At 69.5% G+C, this 24,573-nt stretch carries 27 protein-coding genes; all 27 read left to right on the top strand.

From position 1 onward, the window contains the following. Window positions 1-59: 59 nt before the first annotated feature. The 27 genes from PP359_RS00265 to PP359_RS00135 all read left to right on the top strand — a co-directional run bounded on the left by PP359_RS00265 (window position 60) and on the right by PP359_RS00135 (window position 24,369). Entirely contained in the window at window positions 60-1,142 is a 1,083-nt protein-coding gene (locus tag PP359_RS00265; protein WP_499249624.1) for a YncE family protein, read from the top strand. Then, on the top strand, window positions 1,139-2,101 hold the full coding sequence (locus PP359_RS00260) for an acetaldehyde dehydrogenase (acetylating) (protein WP_499249623.1): 963 nt from the start codon (window positions 1,139-1,141) through the stop codon (window positions 2,099-2,101). Before PP359_RS00265 ends, PP359_RS00260 begins: the two co-directional genes overlap by 4 nt. Then, complete coding sequence (gene dmpG, locus PP359_RS00255; protein WP_499249622.1) at window positions 2,098-3,126, top strand: 4-hydroxy-2-oxovalerate aldolase; 1,029 nt, start codon at window positions 2,098-2,100, stop codon at window positions 3,124-3,126. The genes PP359_RS00260 and dmpG overlap by 4 nt, the downstream gene beginning before the upstream one ends. Window positions 3,127-3,129: 3 nt before the next feature. Continuing rightward, window positions 3,130-3,963: a 2-keto-4-pentenoate hydratase gene (locus PP359_RS00250; protein WP_499249621.1), complete on the top strand. Its 834-nt coding sequence runs from the start codon at window positions 3,130-3,132 to the stop codon at window positions 3,961-3,963. Beyond that, complete coding sequence (locus PP359_RS00245) at window positions 3,960-4,739, top strand: 2-keto-4-pentenoate hydratase (protein WP_499249620.1); 780 nt, start codon at window positions 3,960-3,962, stop codon at window positions 4,737-4,739. The genes PP359_RS00250 and PP359_RS00245 overlap by 4 nt, the downstream gene beginning before the upstream one ends. Window positions 4,740-4,762: 23 nt before the next feature. Further along, complete coding sequence (locus PP359_RS00240; RefSeq protein WP_499249619.1) at window positions 4,763-4,975, top strand: tautomerase family protein; 213 nt, start codon at window positions 4,763-4,765, stop codon at window positions 4,973-4,975. Between the two features lie 426 nt (window positions 4,976-5,401). After that, window positions 5,402-6,214 carry a helix-turn-helix domain-containing protein gene (locus tag PP359_RS00235; RefSeq protein WP_499249618.1) on the top strand — a complete coding sequence of 271 codons (813 nt, stop codon included), beginning with the start codon at window positions 5,402-5,404 and terminating at the stop codon, window positions 6,212-6,214. 261 nt (window positions 6,215-6,475) lie between these two features. Next, window positions 6,476-7,540 carry an ArdC-like ssDNA-binding domain-containing protein gene (locus PP359_RS00230; RefSeq protein WP_499249617.1) on the top strand — a complete coding sequence of 355 codons (1,065 nt, stop codon included), beginning with the start codon at window positions 6,476-6,478 and terminating at the stop codon, window positions 7,538-7,540. Then, the gene (locus PP359_RS00225; RefSeq protein ID WP_499249616.1) at window positions 7,540-8,445 is read left to right on the top strand and encodes a bifunctional DNA primase/polymerase; all 906 of its coding nucleotides are present in this window, start codon (window positions 7,540-7,542) and stop codon (window positions 8,443-8,445) included. The genes PP359_RS00230 and PP359_RS00225 overlap by 1 nt, the downstream gene beginning before the upstream one ends. Next, a complete protein-coding gene (locus PP359_RS00220) occupies window positions 8,445-9,119 on the top strand; it encodes a DUF2637 domain-containing protein (protein WP_499250803.1) in 675 nt (224 codons plus the stop codon). Before PP359_RS00225 ends, PP359_RS00220 begins: the two co-directional genes overlap by 1 nt. Then, the gene (locus PP359_RS00215; protein ID WP_499249615.1) at window positions 9,116-9,535 is read left to right on the top strand and encodes a hypothetical protein; all 420 of its coding nucleotides are present in this window, start codon (window positions 9,116-9,118) and stop codon (window positions 9,533-9,535) included. The genes PP359_RS00220 and PP359_RS00215 overlap by 4 nt, the downstream gene beginning before the upstream one ends. 81 nt (window positions 9,536-9,616) lie before the next feature. Further along, entirely contained in the window at window positions 9,617-10,471 is an 855-nt protein-coding gene (locus PP359_RS00210) for a hypothetical protein (RefSeq protein WP_499249614.1), read from the top strand. Next, window positions 10,468-11,541: a ParB/RepB/Spo0J family partition protein gene (locus PP359_RS00205; RefSeq protein WP_499249613.1), complete on the top strand. Its 1,074-nt coding sequence runs from the start codon at window positions 10,468-10,470 to the stop codon at window positions 11,539-11,541. The genes PP359_RS00210 and PP359_RS00205 overlap by 4 nt, the downstream gene beginning before the upstream one ends. Before the next feature lie 16 nt (window positions 11,542-11,557). Next, window positions 11,558-12,295 carry a hypothetical protein gene (locus PP359_RS00200; RefSeq protein ID WP_499249612.1) on the top strand — a complete coding sequence of 246 codons (738 nt, stop codon included), beginning with the start codon at window positions 11,558-11,560 and terminating at the stop codon, window positions 12,293-12,295. A gap of 17 nt (window positions 12,296-12,312) precedes the next feature. Next, entirely contained in the window at window positions 12,313-13,485 is a 1,173-nt protein-coding gene (locus tag PP359_RS00195; RefSeq protein WP_499250802.1) for a M23 family metallopeptidase, read from the top strand. Further along, window positions 13,485-13,751 (top strand): DUF6112 family protein, encoded by a 267-nt coding sequence (locus tag PP359_RS00190; RefSeq protein WP_499249611.1) that lies wholly within the window; start codon window positions 13,485-13,487, stop codon window positions 13,749-13,751. Before PP359_RS00195 ends, PP359_RS00190 begins: the two co-directional genes overlap by 1 nt. 78 nt (window positions 13,752-13,829) lie before the next feature. Then, the gene (locus PP359_RS00185; RefSeq protein ID WP_020627604.1) at window positions 13,830-14,099 is read left to right on the top strand and encodes a DUF6112 family protein; all 270 of its coding nucleotides are present in this window, start codon (window positions 13,830-13,832) and stop codon (window positions 14,097-14,099) included. A gap of 40 nt (window positions 14,100-14,139) precedes the next feature. Further along, window positions 14,140-15,615 (top strand): TrbL/VirB6 family protein, encoded by a 1,476-nt coding sequence (locus PP359_RS00180; RefSeq protein WP_499249610.1) that lies wholly within the window; start codon window positions 14,140-14,142, stop codon window positions 15,613-15,615. Window positions 15,616-15,618: 3 nt separating this feature from the next. Then, complete coding sequence (locus PP359_RS00175; RefSeq protein WP_499249609.1) at window positions 15,619-17,079, top strand: SCO6880 family protein; 1,461 nt, start codon at window positions 15,619-15,621, stop codon at window positions 17,077-17,079. A 52-nt stretch (window positions 17,080-17,131) separates the two neighbouring features. Continuing rightward, entirely contained in the window at window positions 17,132-17,968 is an 837-nt protein-coding gene (locus PP359_RS00170; protein ID WP_499249608.1) for a hypothetical protein, read from the top strand. Beyond that, the gene (locus PP359_RS00165; RefSeq protein ID WP_499249607.1) at window positions 17,965-19,512 is read left to right on the top strand and encodes a putative type IV secretion/conjugal transfer ATPase; all 1,548 of its coding nucleotides are present in this window, start codon (window positions 17,965-17,967) and stop codon (window positions 19,510-19,512) included. The genes PP359_RS00170 and PP359_RS00165 overlap by 4 nt, the downstream gene beginning before the upstream one ends. Next, window positions 19,512-20,069 (top strand): hypothetical protein, encoded by a 558-nt coding sequence (locus PP359_RS00160; protein WP_499249606.1) that lies wholly within the window; start codon window positions 19,512-19,514, stop codon window positions 20,067-20,069. The genes PP359_RS00165 and PP359_RS00160 overlap by 1 nt, the downstream gene beginning before the upstream one ends. Further along, the gene (locus tag PP359_RS00155) at window positions 20,066-21,862 is read left to right on the top strand and encodes a type IV secretory system conjugative DNA transfer family protein (RefSeq protein WP_499249605.1); all 1,797 of its coding nucleotides are present in this window, start codon (window positions 20,066-20,068) and stop codon (window positions 21,860-21,862) included. Before PP359_RS00160 ends, PP359_RS00155 begins: the two co-directional genes overlap by 4 nt. 53 nt (window positions 21,863-21,915) lie before the next feature. Continuing rightward, the gene (locus PP359_RS00150) at window positions 21,916-22,368 is read left to right on the top strand and encodes a single-stranded DNA-binding protein (RefSeq protein WP_499249604.1); all 453 of its coding nucleotides are present in this window, start codon (window positions 21,916-21,918) and stop codon (window positions 22,366-22,368) included. A 15-nt stretch (window positions 22,369-22,383) separates the two neighbouring features. Then, a complete protein-coding gene (locus PP359_RS00145; RefSeq protein ID WP_499249603.1) occupies window positions 22,384-22,947 on the top strand; it encodes a hypothetical protein in 564 nt (187 codons plus the stop codon). Beyond that, window positions 22,944-23,159: a helix-turn-helix transcriptional regulator gene (locus tag PP359_RS00140; protein WP_499249602.1), complete on the top strand. Its 216-nt coding sequence runs from the start codon at window positions 22,944-22,946 to the stop codon at window positions 23,157-23,159. The genes PP359_RS00145 and PP359_RS00140 overlap by 4 nt, the downstream gene beginning before the upstream one ends. Before the next feature lie 43 nt (window positions 23,160-23,202). After that, window positions 23,203-24,369 carry a tyrosine-type recombinase/integrase gene (locus PP359_RS00135; RefSeq protein ID WP_499249601.1) on the top strand — a complete coding sequence of 389 codons (1,167 nt, stop codon included), beginning with the start codon at window positions 23,203-23,205 and terminating at the stop codon, window positions 24,367-24,369. The last annotated feature ends 204 nt before the right edge of the window (window positions 24,370-24,573 follow it).

The raw sequence follows: 24,573 nt of genomic DNA, 5'->3' as shown, positions 1-24,573 counted from the left end.
GGCAATGTGCGCTTCGTCGAGCCTGGATGAAGTCATCCACTCGACGAAGAGGAGCCCTGATGCCCGCCCCGTTCGCGTACCCCGCGAGAGACATACTCGCCGTCGTCAGTCAGAGCGGCCCAACGGTCTCTTTCCTGGACGCCTTCACCCTCGAAAGCACCGGTCAGCTTGCCCTGCCCGCCGAACCGCACGAACTCTGCTTCGATGAAAGTACTCGCATGCTCTGGTGCACGAGCACCTATTTCGGCGGGTACTACCACGCCAACGCGGGGCGGCGAACGCAGCTCACGGCGATCGATCCCGACTCCCAGACAGTTGTCGAAGTCGTCGACCTCGATGGGCACCTCGGCCCCCATGGACTCGCCCTCGATGCCGACCACCAGCGTCTCTACGTCAGCGTCGAGGGCGATGATGCGCGCACCGGCGGCGTCGTCGTCGTCGACACGCGCTCACGCAAGGTCCTGAAGCGCATCAATACGGGGGCGTTCGGACCGCATTGGTTCATCACCGACCCCGACGGACGCTACGGCTACGCCACGAACAAGGAAGCGCCCTTCGTGTCGGTCGTCGACCTCGCGACTGACGCTCTGATCGATCGGATCGCGGTTCCCGGAAGCGAGGGGCTGGCCGTCTCCGCCGACGGACGCGAGCTCTATGTTGCCGCACCGTACGGCTCTTTCGCGCCCAGCACAGCTGCCGAGCGCCCTGAGCGCGGCGTCCGCGTGATCGACACCGCATCACGCGAGGTCGTCTGCGTTCTGCCAACCGAGAACATCGTGTTCCCGGTACATCTGACATCAAAGGGGTCGCTCCTCGCCGGCGAGCTGCGGATGTCCCCCGACGCCAGCTCGAAGCTCGGCGCGCATGCCGCAGCCCGCATCAGCGTCTTCGACCCCCAGACGCGTTCGTTGCGTGGCGAAGTGGAGATCGAGGGGCGGTTCCCGCTCACCATGTCTTCCTCACCTGATGGATCTCGCGCCTACGTCTCGTGCGTCACCTCATCCACGGTCGAGATGATCGATGTCGAGGCGCTACAACGTACGGCAATTGCCGAGATCCCGAAGCTCGGGGAGCCTGGCGCGCACGGACTCGCCTACATCCCCTCAGCCAACGCGCCCGACACCGATCGGCAGCCGAAGTGACCAGGACAAAGGTCGCGATCATCGGATCCGGCAACATCGGCACTGACCTCATGTTCAAAGTGATCCGGCTGAGCAGGATCCTGGAGATGGCGGTGATGGTCGGCATCGATCCCGAGTCAGACGGACTCGCGCGCGCCTCACGTCTCGGGGTCGAGGTCACCTCAGACGGGGTGGACGGGCTGGTTCGCAGCAGACAGTTCGACGACATCGGCATCGTGTTCGACGCGACGAGCGCTGGCGCGCATATCGAAAACTCCGCGCGACTGGCCCCTTACCGTAAGCGCATCGTCGACCTCACGCCCGCGGCCCTCGGACCGTTCGTCGTACCGGCAGTGAACGCCGCTGAGCACGAGCGAGCCGACAACGTGAACATGGTGACCTGCGGCGGTCAGGCGACGATTCCCATCGTCGCCGCGATCTCCGCGGTCACTCCTGTCCACTACGCGGAGATCATCGCGTCGATCGCAGCGAACTCGGCCGGTCCGGGCACGCGCGCGAACATCGACGAGTTCACCGAGACGACCGCGACAGCACTGGAAAAGGTCGGAGGCGCCGCCCGGGGAAAGGCGATCATCATCCTCAACCCCGCTGACCCTCCGATGATCATGCGGGACACTGTCGAGGTACTCACCGATCGCCTCGACGACGCGGCACGAGCCTCCGTCGCCGAGGCTGTCCGCGGGCGCGCGGCGGCGGTGGCGGAGTACGTACCGGGCTACGGCTTGACCCGACCGGTCCAGTTCACCGATGTGGGTACAGAGTGCAGCCCTCTCTTGTCGCCGACGGAGGGCAGCGAGGGATCGGCGCGGTACACCCGCATCACGGTCTTCCTCCAGGTGAAGGGCGCGGCGATGTATCTGCCGGAGTACGCCGGGAACCTGGACATCATGACCTCCGCCGCCCTCCGCGCGGCGGAGCACCTCGCCGTCGCCGGCCCGGTGGAAGGAGCGCCGCAGTGAACGACACGGCGGGTAGGGACCTTTACCTTCAGGACGTCACGCTTCGCGATGGTATGCACGCCGTGCGACACCGTCTGGATCCGGCGAACGTGGTAGCGATAGCGAAAGCGCTCGACAACGCAGGCGTGGATGCGATCGAGGTCTGTCATGGTGACGGGTTGGGTGGGTCCACGCTGACATACGGAGCGGGCTCCCACACCGACCTCGAGTGGATCGAAGCTGTGGCATCCGCAGTGACGCGCGCGACAGTGACCGTTCTGCTGATCCCGGGTATCGGGACCGTACGTGACCTCAACAGTGCACACGCCCATGGCGCGCGGTCGGTGCGTGTCGCGACGCATTGCACCGAGGCCGATGTCGCGGCGCAGCACATCGCGTCGGCCCGAGCCCTGGGTATGGACGTCTCGGGGTTTCTCATGATGTCGCACCTTGCCAGCCCCGAGACGCTCGCCCGGCAAGCACAACTGATGGAGTCGTACGGCGCGCACTGCGTGTACGTCACCGACTCCGCGGGACACCTGACGCCGTCCGGAATTCATGAGCGAGTGAGCGCCGTTCGCGCCGCGCTCCAGCCGGAGACGCAGATCGGGATCCACGCGCACGAGAACCTCTCCCTCTCGGTCGCAAACTCGATGGCGGCCGTCGAAGCCGGCGCCGACCGCGTCGACGCCTCGCTGGCCGGCCAGGGCGCCGGCGCGGGCAACACACCGATCGAGGCGTTCGTCGCTGCTGCACTTGTCGAAGGCTGGTCGCTCGACGCTGACCTCTTTGCCCTGCAGGATGCCGCAGACCACCTCGTACGTCCCCTTCAGGACCGTCCCGTTCGCGTCGACAGGCAGACGCTGTCCCTCGGATTCAGCGGCGCATACTCGAGCATCCTGAGGCACGCGGAAACCGCCGCCGAGCGATACGGACTCGACGCAAGGGACATTCTCGTCGAGGTAGGCCGACGAGGACTGATCGGCGGCCAAGAGGACCTGATCGTCGACATCGCACTGGAGCTGCTCTCGAGAGGAGCGAGGTGACGTATGAACGCTGATCCGAGGACTCCCCTTGATCACATCGATGACCGGACGCGCGCGGCTCGAATGCTGCTGTCAGCCGCACAGAGCGGTCCCATCCCACCGCTCTCAGCGACATACCCCGACTTCGACCTCGATGACGCGTACGCGGTGCAGCGAATCACAGTTGAACACTGGCTCGGACACGGCCGGCGAGTCAGCGGACATAAGGTAGGTCTGACTTCGCTGGCCGTGCAGCAACAGCTGGGAGTCACCCAGCCCGACTTCGGGCACCTCTTCGACGACTCCTTCTTCGAAACCGGCGACGACCTGCCTGAGGGGAAGCTCTGGCAGCCGCGAGCGGAGCCCGAGATCGCCTTCGTCCTTGGACGTGACCTCGTTGGACCTGGGATTACCACAGCGCAGGTTGCGCGGTCAGTAGACCATGTTGTCGCAGCGCTCGAGATTGTCGACTCCCGCATTCGCGACTGGGAGATCACCCTCGTGGACACTGTGGCCGACAACGCCTCCTGCGGTGGAGTGGTCCTCGGAACTCGTCCAACACTTCTGGACGCCAGCGACCTGCGCCTCACCGGGACGGTGCTCTACCGGAACGGGGAGATCACCCATTCCGGCGCAGGAGCGGCCGTCATGGGATCTCCCCTATCCGCTGTCGCGTGGCTCGCCAACACCCTCGGCACGCGTGGAGTCACGCTGACAGCAGGCTCCGTGATCCTTCCCGGTGCGATGACACCGATGGTGCAGCTGAAGCCGGGGGACGTCGTCACCGCCTCATTCGGAGGACTCGGCACGGTCTCGACCCGGCTGCCTTCCGATCCAGACCAGGGGAATGCCTCATGAATACCGACGAAATCGCCCACATGTCAGGGGCACTGCTGGAGGCCGAAGCGCGGCTCCGCCCACGAGGGCGCCTCACCGCTGAGTGGACCGAGCTCGATGTCGAATCCGCATACCGAGTACAGGCTGAAGGCATACGCACAAAGCTGGAGCAGGGAGACGGCATTGTAGGCACCAAGCTCGGCCTCACGAGCCGAGCGAAGCAAGTGCGAATGGGAATCTCGTCACCGCTGACCGGGACTCTTCTCAGGAGTCACGTCCTCCCTGCCGACTCGCCTGTGCCCTTAGCAAGACTCATCCATCCGCGAGTCGAACCTGAGATCGTCTTCGTCCTCGGACGTGACCTTCGTGGACCGAACGTGACCTCCGCGCTGGCATTTGGCGCTGTGGAACGCGTCTATGCCGGCCTTGAGATCATCGACAGCCGATTCAACGACTACGACTTCGGTCTCGCGGACGTGGTGGCCGACAATGCATCCAGCGCATTCTTCTGCCTCGGCCCGATCAGCGCCAGCACCAACCGTCTCGATCTCCTCCATGAAGCGGTCGTCCTCAGCATCAATGGCTCGGTCGTCGCCACAGCCACGGGCGCCGCCGTACAAGGCCACCCCGCGGAGGCGTTGGCCCTTGCCGCCAACGAGCTCGCCGCCCGCGGACGATTCCTCGCCGCCGGCGACCTGGTACTGACCGGAGGGATGACCGACGCCATCCCCTTAAGGCTCGGCGACCATGTATCCGCTGAGTTCTCCACCCTTGGTTCCGTATTCGTGCGCGGCTAGACAGCGCGCCGGCAAAGGAGAAGATGATGCCATTTGTCCACATCACCCTGGTGGAAGGGCGCGAGCCAGCGAGCATCGGGGCTGCAATGCGCGGCGTCGCGCATGCCGTGGCTGACGCGCTCTCTACGCCCATTGAAACTGTGCGCGTCGTCGTGACGGAGGTCCCGGCGACCAACTGGATGTCCGGGGCTCAGACAATCGCTGAACGGCGGGTCGCTTCGGAGTCGAGCACGTGACCCTGGAGTCGCGACGTGTCAACCAAGCGAGTCCACGGGCGGAGCGATGTGTTGAGACTCATTCATCGGGATACGTCGTTGGCGCACCAGACCTTCAGGTCGCCGGTCACCACCCGGAACCAGCGCCTCGGGCCTTTGCGGTCGCGATCGGCCGAGATTCCCAGGGTTTCACACTATCTCGCCGTGGTGACTCCCGTCACGACTCGGAACACGGGACCGAGCATCGCCCCGCCCACCATCGCGGTCGTGTAGCTCGCTGCCAACTTCCTTCAGAACAAACCCGCCCCACGCACCCCACTTCAGACAGTCCCTCTGCTACGGCAGGCTTCGGTGCTGCCGTCGCGCACGGAGAATGATGCGCATCCACCTCTCGGAGCGTGGTCGCGCACGCATCGGACGCCATGGTGTGAGCCTGCGCGGCGCCGGGTGAGGTTCGTTCTGATCCGGAGCGGTTCGATCGTCTACGACGATTGTCATCATGTCTGCGCGGGCGATGTCGTCGTAGTGGCGCCCGATGCTCAGTGCCGTTTCGAACCAGAGGGCATGACGACAGTGACGACCATCGAGGCCGACATGGACCTCGTCGCCGATCTGGTTCGGTGGCGTTTCGCGGCGCGGCTTGCCGCGCGTGCGGATGCTGCCGACATGCTGACATGCCGCTACCCGGACCCGGTGTTCGCTGTCCGCATGGGCGAAGAGCGGATGGGCATGATCTCGTCCCAGCTGGACGAGCTTGTGTCGTTGACGATCGATGGGCACTTCGGGAGTCGGTTCTATCGATTCGTCTCGGACCTCACCGCCGTGCTCGACACGATCCTCCCCTCCCTTGTGTCGTTGGCACGAGGCGATCCAGCGGAAGCACGGGTAGGGCCTGCATTTGCGGGGCGCACGTGTGCCAGCAACGAGCCTCAACGTCACGAAGCAAGAACCATCGCGCTCGCCTTCCGGAAGAACCTCGCCAGACGATGGCCGTTGGCCGAACTCGCGGAGCTTGTGCATCTGTCACCTTCTCAGGTCCGCCGTGTGATGATCGCCTCCTACGGGCAAACACCGCTTGCGTACTTAAACAGGCTCAGAGCGGAAGAACTCGCGCGGCTTCTTCGGCAAACGGATATCGCCCTCGTGAGCGCGTACCGTGAGGTCGGCTGGATGAGCCGCAGCTACGCAGGCCGCGTGTTCACCGAGGTTGTCGGACTTAGGCCGTCCGAGTATGCGCGGCGGCACCGACGAAACAAGTAGGTGAAGCGCACGCCGGCCAACTCGACACGCGCACCGATCGCGCCATCGGTGTCATCGATCTGGTCGTTTTCGCGACCTGATCGGGCACGTCGTCGTTCGGAACGAGTACCTGGTAGGTGATCGTCGGGTTCACTGCTGCACCTGTCGGTCGTCGCGGTACCCAGCCGCGGTGATTGTCTCATCCTGCTCTGTGGTGTTCCTGACGTACCTGCCCTTCGGCATCCGCCGGTCCCGGGCCGGCGTGACGAAGGGGATGCGGCCATGGCGACCGAGACCAGCAGAGACGACAGAGACGCGAAGCTTGACGCGCTCCATGAGCGCCTGGCCGCTGCCGTCGCGCAGTTGGTATCCGGAGATGACTGGCGGCGGGCGCTGGTTTTCGCGGCGCGGTTTCGCTCGCGGTCGTTCGGGAACACGCTGCTGATCTGGTCTCAGCACCTGGACGCGTTCGAGAAGGGTCGGGTGCCGGACCCGGAGCCGTCGTATGTCGCCGGATACAAGCAGTGGCAGTCGCTCGGCCGCCAGGTCGCGAAGGGGCAGCCGGGTTACATGATCTTCGCCCCGGTGATGGGCCGGTTCGCGTCGACGACGCCGCAGGACGCCGGGTCGTGGCGGCAGCTCGGGAGGTTCGAGAAGCCCAAGCCTGGTGAGGCGGTGCGCTCCCAGATGATCTCCGCCCGCCCCGCCTACGTCTGGGATGTCTCCCAGACCACGGGTAATCCGATTCCGGAGCGTCCGGCACCGCGGCTGCTGGAGGGCGACGCGCCCGCAGGGCTGTGGGATGGGCTGGCGGCGCTGGTGGAGGCGGATGGCTACCGGGTGCTGCGGGTGGAGCACGAGGGCATGATCGGCGGGGCGAACGGCCTGACCGACTACCGGGCGCGGACAGTCGCGGTCAGGACGAACATGGACCCGGCCGCGCAGGCGAAGACCCTCGCGCACGAGCTCGGCCACGTCCGCCTGCACGGCCCCGACAACCCGGATTGGGCGAGGCACCGCGGGATCGGCGAGGTGGAGGCGGAGTCAGTGGCCTTGATGATCGGCGCCGCGCACGGCATGGACACCACCGCCTACACGATCCCGTACGTCTCCGGCTGGGCCGGCACGGTCACGGACAAGGACCCCGCCGAGGTGGTGCAGGTCACCGGGGAACGGGTGCGGAAGACCGTCGCCGTGATCCTCGACGCTCTCGACACGGTGCAACTCGGCGGCGGTGATCCGCCCGGTTTGACCCGCGAGGCGACGCCGCCGCGCGCCGAGCGGACACCGCCAGCCACTATCGAACCGGCGCGTCCGGTGCCGGGTGTCGCGGTGAGGAGCCTGTGATGGACGTCGCGCGCCTGTTCGGCGCGGTCGCGGGGATGTCGCTGCCGGATGCCGCGTCGCGGATCGCGATGACGGGGGTGCCGGTGTTCCCGTGTGTGCCGGGCGGGAAGCGGCCCCTGGTGGAGCATGGATTCCATGAGGCGACCACGGATGCCGGTCAGGTCGGGTCGTGGTGGCGGCGGTGGCCTGCCGCGAACATCGGCGTGCCGACGGGAGCCGCGTCGGGTCTGGATGTCGTCGACGTGGATCGGAAGGCTGCCGGGTCGGGGTTCGCGGCGTTCGACCGAGCCCGGCAGGCGGGGCTCGTGAGTGGGTGGGTGGCGTTGGTGCGCACGCCTTCGGGCGGGATGCACGCCTACTTCCCGGCCGATCCCGAGCGGCCAAAGTCGTCGTGGCAGGCCACAGGCGCGCGGGTGGATTTCCGCGGCACCGGCGGGTACATCATCGTCCCACCCTCAACCGTCATGACATCGGAGGGTCGTCCGTGCCGGTACGAGCTGATCAGCGGAGCACAGTCAGCCCCTGGGCCGGTGGATGCCGTCGCGCTGCGGGAGTTCCTTGATCCTCGCCCCGGACCGTCGGTCCGGGCGGGTGGGGTGTCGCGGGATCAGGATGCGCGGCGGCTGGCCGGGTGGGTCGCCGCTCTCGGGGAGGGCGAACGCAACCGTGGCCTGTTCTGGGCCGCGTGCCGACTCGCAGAAGCCGGCGCACCGCCGAACGCCGCGTTGGATGTGCTGGGGCCTGCGGCGGAGTATGCGGGACTGCCGTCGCGCGAGGTGTTCGCCACGATCCGCTCCGCGTACCGCGCCGTCGGCGCCGGTGCGGCCCCGACCGGCGCTGATGCGAGATCGCGCGACGATTCGGGGCGTCGAGCGATGGGGTCTCGAAGCCGGGTGCTGTCGTGATGGCCGAGGTGGGGGCGCGGGGCGGGCGGCTGGCGGTGGTGACGGCGGTCGCGGGGACGGTGTTCATCGCGGCGGGAGCGTTCTGGTTGTCGTTCACCGCTCTGGCTGATCTCGCCCATCGTTCCGGGGTCGCGGCGGGGCAGGCGTGGGCGTGGCCGGTGATCGTGGATGGTCTGATCGTCGTGGCGACGGTCGCGGTCGTTGCTCTCGCGGGGCAGCGCGCGGCGTGGTATCCGTGGGTGCTGTTGGCCGGTGGGGCGCTGATCTCGGTCACCGCGAACGCCCTGCATGCGATCGTCGCCGCTGACGCCGACGTGCCAGCCGTCCTCGCGGCATCCGTCGCCGCCGTGCCGCCGCTGGTGCTGCTTGCCTCCACACACCTCACCGTCGTGCTCGTCCGCTCACGAACCACCGAGCCCGCTCCCGCGACCGCAACCGCCACGGACGTCCTGTCGGGGCTCGATCCGGCCCCGGCCGCATCGGCTGACGTGTCGGCGTCAGTGCCGGTGCGGGTGGGGCGGCGGTTGGTGGCGGTGCGGTTGCGGGAGGAGGGGTGGTCGAACAAGGCGATCGCCCGGCACCTTCAGGTGGCGCCATCGACGGTGGGGCGCTGGTTCGCGGCGGCACCGGTCGCACCTGATGCGCAGGAGAGTCCGAAGGAGCTGACCGTATGACCGAGCCGACCATCACCCCGCGTTCCATGCTCCGCACCCCGGACACCCACCCGCACCGCGCTGTTGCGTTTGAGACGGCGGAGGTATCGGAACTGGCGCGGCACCGGGACCCGTCGCTGACCGCCACACGAACGGCGGCGCGACGAAGGTCCGGCGTGGAGTGGGTGCGTCCCAGCGAGCTGCTGGTGTCGCGATCGGCCCGGATCGCCGGGCGCGGAATCGACTTCCAGGCCGAGCTCGCCCGCCGCACCCGCTCTCTGCCGGTGCACGCCGCGGGAGCGACTCGTCGCGGCGTCCAGCGTCTCGGGGTGGGGGCTGGGGATCGTGCGCGGCGGTTGCCGCCGGTTGCCGCGTTCGGCCAGGGCGGTGGGGATCGGTTCTCGTGGGTGTCGCGTTCCGGGATCGGGCTGGGGTAACCGATGTATGCCCCCGGCGGGAGAGCGCGGAGCGCGCCGGCTGGGGAGTGTGTGCGCACCTCCTGGTCAGGAGGTGCCGGAATGCCCACAACAAGGACCCGCCCGGTGCGGGATCGTTTCGAGGACTCGGAGGCGCTACGCGCCCTGCTGAACCGACTGCACGACGCAGGCCGCGGCGCGTGGCGCACCGACCCGGAGGCGGCCGCGCTGATGCGCCACGCGGCGCAGAAGTACGCGGCGTTGGCGAAGAAACACGGCCTGGACCCGTGGGAAGCCGCCAGCGCGGCGTTCGAGGCGATGCGAGGCGCCGCCACACGACGCGCGGATGACCCGTGGGCGGTGGTAACCCGCGCGGTGAAGGTCACCTGCATCGGCGAGGAGCGCGGCAACGGGCTGCTGTGCTCCGTGCACCAGGCCCGCCGCCCCCGCTACTCGGTGTTCCATGACGCGGAGCGGTTCAGTGACCGGGAGAACCCGCTGACCGACTACCACCCCGCCTTCCACGTCGCCCCCTTCACCGACACCGACGAGGAAGACGCGGGGCCGGGGTCGGTGGTGGATGCGGGTTCGGCGGTCGAGGACACGATCGCGTTGCTCGGCCTGCTCGGCTGGCGGCCAGAGACGGCGCGCGCGGCGGTCGAGTATGTGACGGCCCGCCTCGCGCTGGCGCCGTCGCGGGCGTCGGCGTTCGAGGTGCTGCGCCGGGACCGGCAGGCTCGCGCCCTCCTCGACCTGCCCACCGCGTCCTGGATGGGGCTGCTGCGGGTCGTCCTCGGTGCCCCTGACCCGCAACTCGCGCACACGAACGCGGGCCGTGGTGTGCTGCTGCGGCTACTGATCGGCGAACCGCTGCGTGCGCTCCTGGCAGACGATGATCTCGTTCTGGCTGCGAGTCTCGCTGCCCCTGGGTTCGATCCGGGACCGGAGGGGCGATGAGCGCGCCGGCTGGGCACATCGAGCTGGAGCGCACCGTCGAGTCCATCGTCGTCGGGCTCCGGCACCGCCACGACCTCGGGGACCTTTCCCCGCTGGTCGAGTCGATCCGCCGCAGCGGGCTCTTGCAGCCGATCACCGTCACCCCGACCGGGCACCTGATCTGCGGCGCCCGGCGTCTGGCCGCGCTCCGGGTCCTCGGCATCAAGACCGTGAACGTGTGGGTCCGCAGCGGCGTCTCGGACCGGCTCGGACAACTCCTGGCGGAGCAGGACGACAACCTCCTCCACAAGCCCCTGACCCAGCTGGAGGCCGCCGGCCTGTACCGGGAGCTCAAGGCTCTGCTGGCAGAGGACGCCACCCGCCGCCAGGAAGCCACCCGCTTCCGTACCGCCGACGACGCCGAGGAGGACGGTGGTGGCAAGTTGCCACCACCGCAGTTCGCGCACGGCAAGTCCCGCTCGCAGGCGGCGATCATGGTGACCGGCCGGGACTCGCACACGTCGCTGGAACGTATCGGCCGGATCGAAGACCTCGCCGCCGACGAGTCCCAACCGGCGGCGGTGCGCCGTCAGGCCGCGGAGGAGCTCGCACGCCTCCACGCCGGCGGGAGCGTGCACCCTTCGCACCTGCGGATGAACGCGGAACTGTCCCTCGCCGAGCTTGACCGCCTCGCGGCCGACCCGGCCCAGCCCGAGGAAGTGCGCGGGCAGGCTCGCGCGGAGGCCGCGACGATCCGGGATGCCGAGCGGGCGGCGAAGGCCGCGGAGCTGGACGCGCTGGCGACGGCCGCGCTCGCCCGCGTCAAGGCAGCGAAAGCCACCGCCCGTAAAGGCAAACGGCCGGTATTGACGGCGGTCGAGGCGAGCGCGCCGGTGCCGTTCCCGCTGACCGTGTTCACGGCCACCTGGGACGACATGGGCTCCTGGTGGACCCACTACGACCCCACCGTGATCGGCACAGCGCTCACGGATGAGCAATGGGCCCGGTTCGAACAGACCCTCGCCGGCACGATCGCGTTTGCCGACGCCGCCCGCACCGCCAGGCAGGCCCAGGCCGAACGGACCGCCTGAACCGACGACGGTGCGGGTGCACCTTCCCAGCGACACCAACCCCGTTGCCTGGATGGGAGACCCGCGCATGGACCCTGCTGCCGACCGTCGCCGTCGTCGTCTGCTGATCGCCGTAACTGCCGGGGGTCTTGCCCTGCTGATCCTTGTCGGCCTCGGCATCTACGGACTCCTCCGCGGCCCCGCCACACCCGACCCCGAGACCACGGGCCGCCTGTCCCCGTCCGCAACCGCGATCCCGGGCCGACCGGACGCTCCTGCACCTGGGCCAGTGTCACATTTCGGTGACGCGGTGGTGTTCGCCCGCAATGCGGCGACCGCGCTGTTCACCTGGGATACCGCTTCTGGGTACAATCCTGCCGACTACGCGCAGGTGCTCGCTGATGTCGCGCACGGCTCGGAGGCGGATGCGTTGATCGCCGACGTGCGCGCCTACCTCCCCACCGCGGAGGCGTGGGCGCAGCTGCGGCAGTACCAGACCCGCCAGTGGATCACCATCGACGACGCGTTCGTCCCCGAGACGTGGGAGACCGCTCTGACGCAGGCCGCGCCCGGGCAGATCCCTGACGGGGCCACCGCGATCACGGTCACCGGCACGAGGCACCGCGACGGCATCTGGGACACCACCCCCCTCGAGGCATCCCGACCTGTGGCGTTCACGGTGTTCATGATCTGCACACCCCCGACCCCGGGTCACAGTGGGAGCGGGGCGTGTGAGCTGCTGCGGCTGTCCGAGCTCGACAACCCCCTCCGCTGAGAACCGGTGTCGTCGTGATGCGGAAGCTGGGTGTCCTGCTCGTCGCGCTGCTGTTCTTCGCCCCCGCGACAGTGCTCATCGGCGTCGCCACGCTCCTGAACCCCGCCGCGACCGCGACCTGCCTGCCCGGGTCGCTGCGGGTCGGACCGATCCCCGACTCGCTGGCCGCCACCACTCGCGACGGCGCCACGGTGACGCTGAACCGCACCCAGCTCACCCATGCCGCCACCATCATCACCACCGGTTCGCAGACCTCCGGGGTCGGCCGGCCCGGCGTGGTCATCGCGCTCACGGCCGCGCTCACCGAATCGCGTCTGCGGATGCTCGCCAACACCGGCGCGTATCCCGAGTCGGCGGACTACCCCCACGACGGTGACGGCACCGATCACGACAGTCTCGGGCTGTTCCAGATGCGACCCGCGTCCGGGTGGGGCACCGTCGCGGAACTCATGGACGCGGGCTACCAGGCCCGCGCGTTCTACGGCGGCCCGACCGGCCCGAACTACCCATCCCCTCGGGGCCTGCTCGACATCCCCGGCTGGCAGCAACTCGACCCGGGCGACGCGGCGCAGGCGGTCGAGGTGTCGGAATACCCGGGTCGGTACCAGAACTACCAGCCCGTCGCCGAGGCGATCCTCACCGCCCTCACCCGCCCCACCGGCACTGGGAACGGGTCAGGTGAGGTGCCGGTCGTGCCGGAGACCACCCGGCTGGTGTTCCCGCTGCCGGAGGGGACCTGGGTGCGCACCAGCGGGTTCGGGTGGCGTGAGGACCCGATGACCGGGGAACAGGCGTTCCACGCAGGGTCCGACTTCGCCGCCGCGGACGGCACACCGATCCTCGCCGTCGCCGACGGCCTCGTGGTGCACGCCGAGTACACCGGCAACTACGGCGGCCTCGTCATCATCGAACACACCGTGAACGGGGAACGAGTCGCGTCGTACTACGCCCACATGTGGGAGACCAGCATCCACGTCACCGAGGGGCAGACGGTCACTGCGGGACAGCACATCGGCGATGTCGGATCCTCGGGTAAGTCCACCGGCCCGCACCTGCACCTGGAAATCCACCCTGGCGGGAGGGGGCACGACCCCGTCGACGCGGACGCCTGGCTCACCGACCACGCCGCCGAAGGCATCACCGCAGGCGACACGACCCTCGCCACCTGCACGACGCACGGGGGTGCCTGATGGGCGTGTTCCCCGACTTCGACGGCGTCGGCGCCGCGGCCGAGCTGCAGTCCATCGTCGGCGCACTGCTGATGTTCGTGCTCATCACCGCCGTCCTGATGTTGCTCGTCTGCGCCATCGTCTGGGCCGTCGCCTCATCCAGCGGCAACTATCAAGCGGCGACCAAGGCCCGCACCGGCCTGTGGGTATCGGTCGGCGCCGCAGCCCTCGCCGGAGCCGGAGTCGCCTGGGTCAACTTCCTCCTTGACCTCGGCACCCAGCTGTAGGCCGACGGTTCGCCGCAGGGGCGGCGGTGTGCACCTGCTAGGCGAGAACCCCGTCTCGACCAGCCAAGGAGCCCAACCATGATCGACATCGACCCCAACAGCTCAGGTCTTCCCGGCATCGAGCAGCTGCGCATCATCGTCGGCGCCGTCATGACGGTGGGCCTGATCCTCTCCGTCCTCGCCCTGATCGTCTCCGCGATCGTCTGGGGTCTCGGATCGAACAGCAGCAACCCCCACCTCGCCAGCCGCGGCAAGGTCGGCGTCCTCGTCTCCTGCGGGGCGGCGATCATCTGCGGCGCCGCGGTCACGCTGGTGAACTTCTTCTGGGGCGTCGGGCAGGCCGTCTGATGGCCCCGGCCACGACAGCCCGCCTTCGGGGGTGGGCGCGGTGAGCGTCTGCGACGTCCCGGTCATCTCCTCCGTTTGCGACGCCGTCGGCGAAGGCACAGCCTCGCTGATCGCGGCCCCGTTCGACTGGCTCGCCCAGGCGATGGCCGGGGCCGCGGCGTGGCTGTTCGAGGCCGTCTGGTGGGTGTTCGACACCACGACCCTCGTCGACGTCACGAGCCCCGAGTACGTCGGCGTCTACAACGTCCTCTTCGGGGTCGCCGTGTTCGTGATGCTGATCTTCTTCTGCCTCCAGCTCATCACCGGCCTGATCCACCGCGACCCCACCTCCCTGTCCCGTGCCGCGCTCGGCCTCGCCAAGTCCGTCCTCGGCTCGTTTCTCGTCATCACGCTGACGGCGCTGCTGCTGGAGGTGACCGATCAGCTCGCGGTCGGGATCGTGCAGGCGACCGGCAACACGATGGAAGGGATGGGGACCCAGATCGGGCTCCTCGCCGTCGGCCTTGCCGCGATCAATCTGACTGCCCCTGGCACGGGGGCGATCATCACGATCTTCCTTGCCGGGCTTGCCATCTCGGCGGCGGCGATCGTGTGGTTCTCCCTGCTGATCCGCAAGGCGCTGCTGCTGGTGGCGGTCGTGTTCGGTCCGGTCGCCCTGGCCGGGGTGACGTGGGATGCGACGAAGGGCTGGTTCGCCAAGTGGGCGGCGTTCGTGATCGCCCTGATCTTCTCCAAGCTCGTCCTCGTCGTGATCTTCCTCGTCGCGATCGGGCAGGTCTCGGCCCCGATCGAGGCCGACCTGGCTTCCATCTCCGACCCGATCGCGGGCGTCGTGCTGATGTTCATTGCCGCGTTCGCGCCCTACATCACCTACAAGTTCCTGTCGTTCGTGGGCTTCGACATGTACCACGCGATGTCGTCCGAGCAGGAGGCGAAGTCCGCGCTGAACCGGCCCGTGCCGGTGCCGTCCGCCCCGCAGGCCGACACGGCCAGGAAGGTCCTGGACAGCGGCGCCGACCCCGGCAGCAAGCCGCCGAGCGGTGGAGGCGGCGCGGGCGCAGGCTCGACACCGCCTCCGCCTCCTCCCGGTCCGTCGGCTGCGGCCCCTGCCAGCGCGGGAGCCGGCACGGCAGGTACCGGCGCCGCTACATCCGGAGCCGGAGCCGGAGCCGGGGCTGGAGCGGGCGCCGGAGCTGCCGGCGCTGGCGCGGCTGGTGCCGGTGCGGCCGCGGGGCCGGTCGGTGCCGCGGCGGTCGTCGGAGCCGCCGTGGTCAAGGCCGCAGCGACCGCTGGCCCGAAGGCAGGCAAAGCGGTAGGCGGCGCGGCGGACAGCCAGGCCGGCGCGGCGGCGGAACAGGCATCCCCGCCTCCGTCGCCGGGCACACCGCCGCGTCCCGCACCGTCGGCACCGCCTCCGGCCACGCCGCCGTCTCCCGGGCCTGCAGAGTCCTCGCCTGCGCCTCGGCGCCGGCAGGACCCGCCACCGCCGTCGTCCACGCCGGCCGGGAAGGAGTAACCGATGGTCACGGACCCGACCAGCGACTACCCGCTGGCGCCGGTGCAGTTCTCCCGGCTCGCCAAGCGCGGCATCATGCTCGGCCTGTCCCTTCCGCAGCTCATCGTCCTCGGCATCGCGGTGCTCACGGTCGTCTTCTCCCTCTACGCCGCCGGCGGGATGGGCTTCGCCTGGACCGCACCCGTCTGGGGCACCTGCGCCCTGCTCGCGGCGATCCCTGCCGGGGGCCGGAAGGTTATCGAGTGGGTGCCGATCCTCGCCCGCTGGGCCGCCCGCACCTATCTCGGACAGCTCGTCTACCGGCGCCGCGTCATCAAGCTCCGCCCCGCCGGAACGCTCGCGCTCCCCGGGGATGCGGCGAGCCTGCGGGAGTGGGAAGACCCCGAGACCGGCGCGGCGATGATCCACGACCCGCACGCGCAGACCCTCACCGCGATCCTCGGTATCTCTCACCCTGCGTTCGTGCTCCTCGACCCGGGCGAGCAGCAGCGCCGCGTCTCCGGGTGGGGCCGCGTGCTGGCCGCCGCGTGCCGTTCCGGACGGATCGCGCGGATTCAGGTGTCCGAGCGGACTCTGCCGGACTCGGGCACGGGGCTGGCGGAGTGGTGGCGCACGCACGGCACTGATGACGGCTCCTGGTCCGCGACCACCTACGCCGAGCTCATCGACCGCGCCGGCCCCGCCGGAGAACGCCACGCGACGACCATCTCGCTCGCGCTCGACATGAAGGCCGCCGCCCGGCAGATCAGGACCAGCGGTGGCGGGATACGGGGTGCGGCCGCGGTGCTGCGGCAGGAGATGAGCACGCTGACGACGGCGTTGCGCGCGGCGGAGCTCAGTAGCACCGGATGGCTGACGCCGGGCGAGGTCGCCGTCGTCCTGCGCTCGGCCTACGACCCCGCCGCCGCCCCCGCGCTGGAGCGCCACGGGGACCTGGGCCGTGACCTGGCGGCCGCAGGCCCGGTCGCGGTTACCGAGACCTGGGACCGGCTGCGGTCGGACTCCGCGCACCATGCGGTGCTGTGGATCACCGAGTGGCCTCGCTCGCAGGTGTATCCCGGCTTCCTCGCGCCGCTCGTGCTGTCCAACGGCATCCTGCGTACCCTCGCCCTGCACTACACCCCGGTTCGCGCCGACCAGGCCGCCAGGGACCTGCGGAAGAAGAAGACCGAGCTCATCTCCGATGCCGCCCAGCGGCGCAAGATCGGGCAGATCGACGACGCGGCCAGCAGCGCCGAGCTGGACGACGTGCTCCAGCAGGAGGCGGACCTGACTGCCGGGCACGGCGTCCTGCGCGTCTCCGGCCTCGTCTCCGTCTCTGCGCCGACCGTGGACGAGCTCGACGCGGCGGTGGCCGCGGTCGAGCAGGCGGCGATCCAAGCGTCCTGCGAGAGCAGGCGGCTCGTCGGTCAGCAGGCGCAGGCATTCACCGCTGCCGCGCTGCCGTTGTGCCGGCCGGTCTGACCCGGCGCACCTGCTCACCAACCGTCACGCCTTCCTGTGAGGAGCCCCGATCATGCCGACCTTCGATGCCCCGCTCGCGGACGCCGCCGAGGCGTCCGCCGCGCTGCGGGGCGTGGCCCACGCGACCCGCACGTTCGAGAGCCCCGCCGACACCTACCCGGTGATCGGAGAGCTGCTCGCCGGCGTCAGGTCGCTGCGGCAAGTGCTTGACCAGCTCGCCGCCGCCCACATCAACGCCCGCGTCAGGGCGCACGACGACGCCGGGAACCAGGCCGCCGGCGCAACCTCGGCCCTCGCGGCTGCCGACGAACTGCACCAGGCCGGCACCCTGCTGGACACCGTGGAGTGGCGCATGGACGCCGCCTCCCAGCACTCCGGCCGCATCGCCTGGCACCCCGCACCTGCCGTCGAGGACGGCCCGGCGAGGCGGTGGGTCAGCGTCGTGTTCCTGGAAGGCTCCGAGGCCGACGAGCTGCTGGAGCTGCTCGACCGCGACGGGACGGACGCCGCGATCGAGCACCTGGCCGGGCACGACTACGGAGCGGAGACCACCCAGGCCGCGCTCGAGAACGGATACATCTACGACGAGCCCCCGACAGGTGTGCTCGACAAGGTGGCGACCCACGACGTCTACACGCTCACCTACAACCCCTTCCTCGGGCACGTCTCGCTCCTGCGCGAGCACGACACCGTGCCCGACCCTGCACTCCTCGGCATCGACACCCCGGCCTCCGCACCCGCATCGGAGTCGAGGCGGGAAGCGGAACGCGCCGCGCACAAGTCCACGCGTACAGTCGGCCCCACTGTCAGCCGGGCGCGAGACCGGGCCGACTGGTTCACCCGCCGCCCCGGGGCCGCCTCCGCACACGGCCGGGGGCTGGCGCTGTGACCGGGCAGGACGACAGCCGCCTGCACACCGCCGTGCTCGTCGGACCCGAAGGCGAGCGGCGCCGGGCACGCAAGGCCCGCCGTCAGGCGGCGACGAAGCTCGAGATCGATGCCCGCCAGCATCGCAAGGCACAAGCTCGGGCGAAGTGGGAGGCGGAGCAGGCTGAACGCCGCAACACGAGCTACCTGCCCGCCGCAGGCGAGGCGGGGCCTGCGGCGTTGCGGACGCCGGGCCGGTTCCGGCTCCCCAAGCACCAAGACACCTCCGCGACGCTCGCCGGCCAGTACCCCTTCCTGGCCGAGGCCGGCCTCGGCAGCCAGGGCGTCTTCGTGGGCCAAGACCTCTACAGCGGCGGATCGTTCGTCTACGACCCCTGGGTGCTCTATCAGCGGGGCCTCATCACCGCACCGAACGTGGTGCTCGCCGGGATCGTCGGCTCCGGCAAGTCATCCCTGGCGAAGTCGCTGTACACGCGCAGCCTGCCGTTCGGACGCAGGGTCTACGTCCCCGGCGACCCCAAGGGTGAACACACGGCGGTCGCGGAGGCGGTCGGCGGGCGGGCGATCATCCTCGGCCACGGCCTGCGCAATCGTCTGAACCCGCTCGATGAGGGCCACCGGCCATCTGCCGTGTCGGATACGGAGTGGGCGATGCAGGTCGCCTCCCGCCGCCGCGACCTCATCGGCGCCCTCGCAGAGACCGTGCTGGACCGTCCGTTGTCGCCGTTGGAGCACACCGCGATCGACCTCGCCCTCCGAGACGCCGTCCGCAGCGCCCAGGTGCCTATCCTGCCGATGGTCGTCTACCGCATCCTCAGCCCCAACACGGCGGACGACGAGGACGGTCGGCTCGCGGAAGACGGCCGTCTCGTCGGCCACGCGCTCCGTCGGCTCGTCGCCGGAGACCTCCAAGGCCTGTTCGATGGCCCCTCCACGGTCAGGTTCGACCCCTCACTGCCGATGGTGTCGCTGGATCTATCCCGGGTCGCGGAGAACAGCACGCTGATCTCGGTGCTGATGACCTGCTCATCCGCATGGATGGAGTCCGCCCTGTCCGACCCGGCGGGCGGACAGCGATGGGTAATCTACGACGAAGCGTGGCGGCTCATGCAGTACCCGGCGCTGCTTCGCCGCATGGATGCCCAGTGGAGGCTGGCGCGGCACTTCGGGATCGCGAACATGCTGATCTTCCACAAGCTCTCCGACCTGGACAACGTCGGCGATGCCGGGACCGCGATGCGCGCCCTCGCCTCGTCACTGCTGGCGAATGCGGAGACGCGGATCGTGTACCGGCAGGAGCCGGACCAGCTCGGCTCCACCGCCCTCGCGCTCGGGCTCACCGGCACCGAGCAGAAGCTGCTCCCCGGCCTCGGCACCGGGCAGGGGCTGTGGCGGATCAAGGACCGCAGCTTCGTCGTCCAGCATCAGCTTCATCCGGCCGAGCTCGCCGCGTTCGACACCACCGGCCGCATGACGAGCGACTCTCGCGAGTTCAAGAATCTCGACGTGCCTTCAGGAATCCCGAACGATCGGCAGGATTCGTGATGCCCCGGCCCCGCTACAAGCGATCCTGGGGCGAACCCGCATCCCGAGACGGGAGTGCCGAGGCGGTGCCGGTCGTGCTTCCGCTCGTCGCCATCGCCATCGCCGAGGACGGCCGCATGACCGTCACCGTCGACGGCGAGGCGTTCGAGCCGGAGCCGTTCGCGCCGCCGTGGCGGCGGGAGGACTTTGCCCGCGTCCTCGACCAGCTCACCGAGCTGCGCCGCTCGCCGGTGCGGGTCGAGGTGCGCGAAGCGGACGGAACCGTGTTCACCGACATCATCACCCCGAGCAGACGACGCCGCACCGAACCCGATCCAGAACAGGCATCGGAGGCGCCGGCTCGCCGACCGGCGGCGGAACTCGTCACGCTGCACGGGGAGGGGTTCGTGCCGGGCGAGGACGTGGCGATCGCCGTCATCATCGCCCACGGCGACGCCGCCCCGGACGGCACCATGCGCGGCCTCGTCGAATCCCGCCAGCTTGCCGGGAGCCCGACCCGCGAGGTCATCCTGCTCGGCCGGGTCTCCGGCACCCTCACGATCGGACACCCCGAATGAGCACGCCCCCGCCCACGGGGGCGCTCGGGGACGAGCTGAGCAACCTCGGCATCGGCCTGCTTATCGGCACCGCGGTCCTCGCCGCCATCCTCCGCGGCGCCGGGTCCGTCACCGCCTGGATCACCGGGACCGGTCAGCCCACCGGCGGGATCGAGGCGGGCCTGGGTGTGCTGCTGCACCCCGGCGACCCCGCTGCCGCGCTCGACGCTCCCGGCCTGAACGTCGTCGCGTACTGGATCACGGCCGGTCTGCTGGTCGTCGGCTCCGCGACGGCCGCCTGGTGGGCGTGGCGGTTCTTCCGCGAGCACGGCCGCCACGTCAAGACGGACCCATACCGCATCGCCGGAATCGCCACCCGATCCGAAGTCGCGAAAGCCGCGTCCGAGGCGGCGCTGCTGCGCCGGGCCGGGCACCTGCGGCCCTCCCTCAACAAGCCGCGTCCGCAGGATGTCGGCTACCGGATCGGCACTTCACGGGGCACGAGCGTGTGGGCGTCCGTCGAAGACAGCATCCTGCTGATCGGCCCGCCCCGCTCCGGGAAGGGCGCCCACATCGTCATCAACGCCATCTTGGACGCCCCTGGCGCGGTCGTCACCACATCGACGCGGCCGGACAACCTGACTGCGACGCTCCGTGCCCGGCAGCGGCTCGGCCCTGTCGCAGTGTTCGACCCCCAGCACCTCGCCGAAGGGGTCCCCACAGGCCTGCGGTGGTCGCCGATCCGCGGGTGTGAGGACCCGCTGACCGCGATGATCCGGGCGACCGGCCTTGCCGCCGGTACCGGTCTCTCGACCGGCGGGGTCGAGGGCGGCGGGTTCTGGGAGGGCAAGACGAGGACTGCGCTCCAAGCGCTGCTCCATGCTGCTGCCCTCGACCACCGGCCGCCCTCGGAGCTGTTCCGGTGGACCCTCGACCCCTCTGCCGCCGCGGACGCGGTGGCGATCCTCACCGCGAACCCGCGAGCGGCGACTGGGTGGGCGGACTCGTTGCAGGCGATGGTCGACTCCGACCCCCGCACGCGCGACTCCATCTGGCAAGGCGTCTCGCTCGCTCTTGCCGCGCTGGCAGACCCGCGCGTGCTCGACGCAGTATCGCCGCGCGAAGACGAGCACTTCAACCCCGAGGCGTTCCTCCGCGACCGAGGAACCCTCTACCTGCTCGCCACCGGAGCCGGCGCCAACAACAGTGCCGCGTTGGTGGCGGCGTTCGTGGAAGACGTCGCGGAAGCTGCCCGACGCCTCGCCGCCACGAGCCCCGGCGCCCGCCTCGATCCGCCACTGCTGCTCGCGCTCGATGAGGTCGGCAACCTCGCCCCGCTGCCGTCTCTGCCGACGCTCATGGCCGAAGGCGGCGGAACCGGGATCACGACGATGCCCGTCCTCCAAAGCCTCGCCCAGGCGCGGGAGAAGTGGTCGGACAACGCGGCCGGCGCGATCTGGGACGCCTCCATCGTCAAGATCGTCCTGGGCGGAGCGTCGAACTCCAAGGACCTGCACGACCTGACCACCCTCATCGGGGAGCGCGACGAGGTGACCGACTCCACCACGGTCGGAGACCACGGCTCCCGATCCGCGCAACGCTCCATCCGCCGCGTGCCGATCATGCCGCCCGACACGATCCGCACCCTCCAGTTCGGGACTGCACTGGTGCTGCTGCGCTCCGCGCCGCCCATCGTCACGAGGATGCGGACCTGGACCGACAGGCCCGACGCGAGAGAGCTGCGCGCGGGCCGGACAGACATCGAGGCGACGTTGCAGCACCGCTCGGAGGAGCCGCCAGGCGCACCTGCCTGACAGAGCGGCCCCATCGTGGGGTCGCCACCGATGTCAGAAAGAGGGGCAGTCCAATGGCTCTCCACACGCAGGAATCCGTCTCGGGGTTCATCGCCTCCGATCCGCAGCTCACCTACACGGAGCGGGGCGATGCCCGGTTCTACGCCAAGATCGGGCAGGAGCACTATCGCAAGGAGCCGGACGGGTCTTTCACGCAGACCGAGACGACCTTCCACGACCTCGTGGCGTTCAAGAAGACCGCCGAGCGCGCTCACGACCGGCTCGCAAAGGGAGACAAGTTCGTCGCCGAGGGCTACACCCGCGAGTACGACCGCGCCACGCCGGAAGGCGAGGTGGTCAAGGCCGAGGAGTTCGTCGCGAAGAAGCTCGGCCACGACCTCGCCCGCACGAGCTACGAGGTCGACCGCACCCGCCGCCAGCCCGCCACGTCGCAGGAGCTTGTGGGACAGGCGGCCGGCGCAGCTCGTCGCGAGAGCTCGGGCGCCGCCCCGGCGCTCGGGCTCTGAACGGCGGTGACCGTGATGAACGAGCACGAGACCGCCCCCGAGACCGACGAGCCGGACCTGGACGAGGAGTTCGACGGGCCGCTGATCCCGGAGCCTCCGCACCCGATCAACTGGAACCTCCTGACCAGCGAGGAGGCGGAGGCCGAGTGGCTGGAGTTGAACCGCTGGGTCGACTGGCTGCGCCGCACCTACGGGCTGCCTGCTTCGGTGGTTCCGCCGTTCTGGCACCGCCACCCGGAGCTGTTGTGGGAGCTGAGCGCGCTGCACCTGCATTGGCTGTCCGCCTACGACCCGGAGCAGAACGGCTCCGCGCCGCTGGGCTGGCATCGCGACTTCGCCGACGCCCGCCAGCGGCTCCGCGACTGGGTCGCCGCTTCCGGAACTCGTCTCGACCGAGACCGCCCGACCCGGCAGACCACCTGGCCCGGCGAGGACCCGGCAGGCCCGGTCGAGGACACGATCATCGCTCACCGGGATCAGGACTTCGTGCAGTTCGTCCTCGACGATGTCGTCGCGCGCCGCCAGGCTGAGGACGACTTCTATGCCGGGCTCAACCCGAACACCGGAGAAGTCGCATGAGCGATACCGGCGGCACGATCGTGGTCTCGCCTCTCATGGACAGTCGCGAGATCGCCGCCTATCTCAAGGTGTCCGAGTCGACCTTGTCGAGGTGGCGTTCCGCCGGTCAGGGGCCGCCGTTCCTGCGGCTGGGCGGGATCGCCCGGTACCGGATCGATGCGGTCGACGCCTGGCTGGCAGGCCTGGAGCACGGCCATGCCCCGGAAGGCTGAGCCACTCCCGCAAGCGCAGCCGAAGCCGGTGCCTCCGGTCGGCGTGAGGATCTCCACCGACCTGGAACGTCGCTCCTACGGCATCCGCGCCCGTGCCCGCTGGACGGACCCGATCAGCAGACGCCGCATCATCCGCTCCGAGATCGTCGCCGACGAGGCGGCAGCGCACGAGTTCTTCGACTCGCTGCGGCAGTCATCGGCCAAGGGCATGGACGTGTCCATGACACTCACCGAGTTCGTCACCACGATCGGCGACCGATGGGCGCGCGGCCTCGACCCCACCTCCACCGGGGAGACCTACGGGTACGGGCTCAAGCTCCGCGTGCTGCCTGCTCTCGGGCACCTGCCCGTCACGCAGATCACCGCCGGGATCATCGACCGCACCATCGACGCCTGGGAGAAGCGGCATGGGGCGTCAACGATCAAGAACTCCATCGCCCCGCTCGTGCGGGTCCTCGATGAAGCAGTGCGCGACGGGCTCATCCCGATCAACCCCGCGAAGAACCGTGCCAAGCGCAGCCTGAACCGCAATGCCTTCCGTCTCCAGTCTGCGGAGATTGCTTCCCCGCGCGCGCATGCGATCCCCGACATGGGAACGCTGACGAAGCTCGCTGAAGCCTGCGGGAAGGTCCACCAGTCGTACTCCGACTTCGTCATGCTCGCCGCCCTCCTCGCCGCGCGTTCTTCCGAGGTCTCGGGCCTTCAGGCCGGTGACGTCCGGTTCGACAAGAACATCGTGGTGATCGCCCGGCAGACCTACCCCGGCAAAGGCGGGCTCATCACGAAACAGACCAAAGGCCGGAGAGAGCGCCGCGTCCCGATCCTCGACCCGCTCCGACCGGTTCTTGAGCGGCTCACGGAGGGGAAGGAGCCCGAGGATCGGCTGCTGGTCGGCCCGAAGCGCGGCGCTCTCACGACCGCGACCGTGCGGGACGCGACGAACTGGGACCAGATCGTCAGCGATCTCGGCCTTCCCGACCTCACCCGGCACGGCCTCCGGCACACCGGCGCGACCTGGATGGCAGACGCCGGCATCCCGCTGCACGTCCTCCAGGACATCCTCGGCCACGCCTCCGTCGAGACCACCCGCGGATACCTGCACCCCGACGACCGCCACCTCGCCTCCGCTGCGGAGCAGGCCAACGCCTTCCTCGCTCGATCCGCCAAGGCCAGCAGACCGAGCCGGCGCGAGGCCTCGAGGTCACTGTGACGGGGAGCCGGGAGCCACGACCGGGGGCTCTGGTCCCCTTTTGGTCCCCTTATCCACAGGCGGCGTCTTCCAGAGAGCCAGATATGCCCTCCGACGTCTGTGATCCGGCATCGATGCCTGGGCGCGGGGACCAGAGGGGGACCAACAAAAACCCGTCGCCAGACATGACGAAGCCCCGATGAAAATGGCTTCTCATCGGGGCTT

The sequence above is a fragment of the Sphingomonas sp. BLCC-B65 genome, from assembly GCF_028550675.1.
GTDB lineage: Bacteria > Actinomycetota > Actinomycetes > Actinomycetales > Microbacteriaceae > Microbacterium.
The sequence above is the reverse complement of the archived record's forward strand: the minus strand, read 5'-3'. Positions and strand labels throughout refer to the sequence as shown.

Coding starts and splice junctions, on each gene's coding strand:
- PP359_RS00220 (WP_499250803.1), top strand. CDS start 8,445: ATGGCCGAGGTGGGGGCGCGGGGCGGGCGGCTGGCGGTGGTGACGGCG.
- PP359_RS00185 (WP_020627604.1), top strand. CDS start 13,830: ATGATCGACATCGACCCCAACAGCTCAGGTCTTCCCGGCATCGAGCAG.
- PP359_RS00230 (WP_499249617.1), top strand. CDS start 6,476: ATGGCGACCGAGACCAGCAGAGACGACAGAGACGCGAAGCTTGACGCG.
- PP359_RS00210 (WP_499249614.1), top strand. CDS start 9,617: ATGCCCACAACAAGGACCCGCCCGGTGCGGGATCGTTTCGAGGACTCG.
- PP359_RS00225 (WP_499249616.1), top strand. CDS start 7,540: ATGGACGTCGCGCGCCTGTTCGGCGCGGTCGCGGGGATGTCGCTGCCG.
- PP359_RS00190 (WP_499249611.1), top strand. CDS start 13,485: ATGGGCGTGTTCCCCGACTTCGACGGCGTCGGCGCCGCGGCCGAGCTG.
- PP359_RS00195 (WP_499250802.1), top strand. CDS start 12,313: ATGCGGAAGCTGGGTGTCCTGCTCGTCGCGCTGCTGTTCTTCGCCCCC.
- PP359_RS00160 (WP_499249606.1), top strand. CDS start 19,512: ATGCCCCGGCCCCGCTACAAGCGATCCTGGGGCGAACCCGCATCCCGA.
- PP359_RS00205 (WP_499249613.1), top strand. CDS start 10,468: ATGAGCGCGCCGGCTGGGCACATCGAGCTGGAGCGCACCGTCGAGTCC.
- PP359_RS00250 (WP_499249621.1), top strand. CDS start 3,130: ATGAACGCTGATCCGAGGACTCCCCTTGATCACATCGATGACCGGACG.
- PP359_RS00245 (WP_499249620.1), top strand. CDS start 3,960: ATGAATACCGACGAAATCGCCCACATGTCAGGGGCACTGCTGGAGGCC.
- PP359_RS00170 (WP_499249608.1), top strand. CDS start 17,132: ATGCCGACCTTCGATGCCCCGCTCGCGGACGCCGCCGAGGCGTCCGCC.
- PP359_RS00240 (WP_499249619.1), top strand. CDS start 4,763: ATGATGCCATTTGTCCACATCACCCTGGTGGAAGGGCGCGAGCCAGCG.
- PP359_RS00150 (WP_499249604.1), top strand. CDS start 21,916: ATGGCTCTCCACACGCAGGAATCCGTCTCGGGGTTCATCGCCTCCGAT.
- PP359_RS00175 (WP_499249609.1), top strand. CDS start 15,619: ATGGTCACGGACCCGACCAGCGACTACCCGCTGGCGCCGGTGCAGTTC.
- PP359_RS00140 (WP_499249602.1), top strand. CDS start 22,944: ATGAGCGATACCGGCGGCACGATCGTGGTCTCGCCTCTCATGGACAGT.
- PP359_RS00155 (WP_499249605.1), top strand. CDS start 20,066: ATGAGCACGCCCCCGCCCACGGGGGCGCTCGGGGACGAGCTGAGCAAC.
- PP359_RS00265 (WP_499249624.1), top strand. CDS start 60: ATGCCCGCCCCGTTCGCGTACCCCGCGAGAGACATACTCGCCGTCGTC.
- PP359_RS00145 (WP_499249603.1), top strand. CDS start 22,384: ATGAACGAGCACGAGACCGCCCCCGAGACCGACGAGCCGGACCTGGAC.
- PP359_RS00215 (WP_499249615.1), top strand. CDS start 9,116: ATGACCGAGCCGACCATCACCCCGCGTTCCATGCTCCGCACCCCGGAC.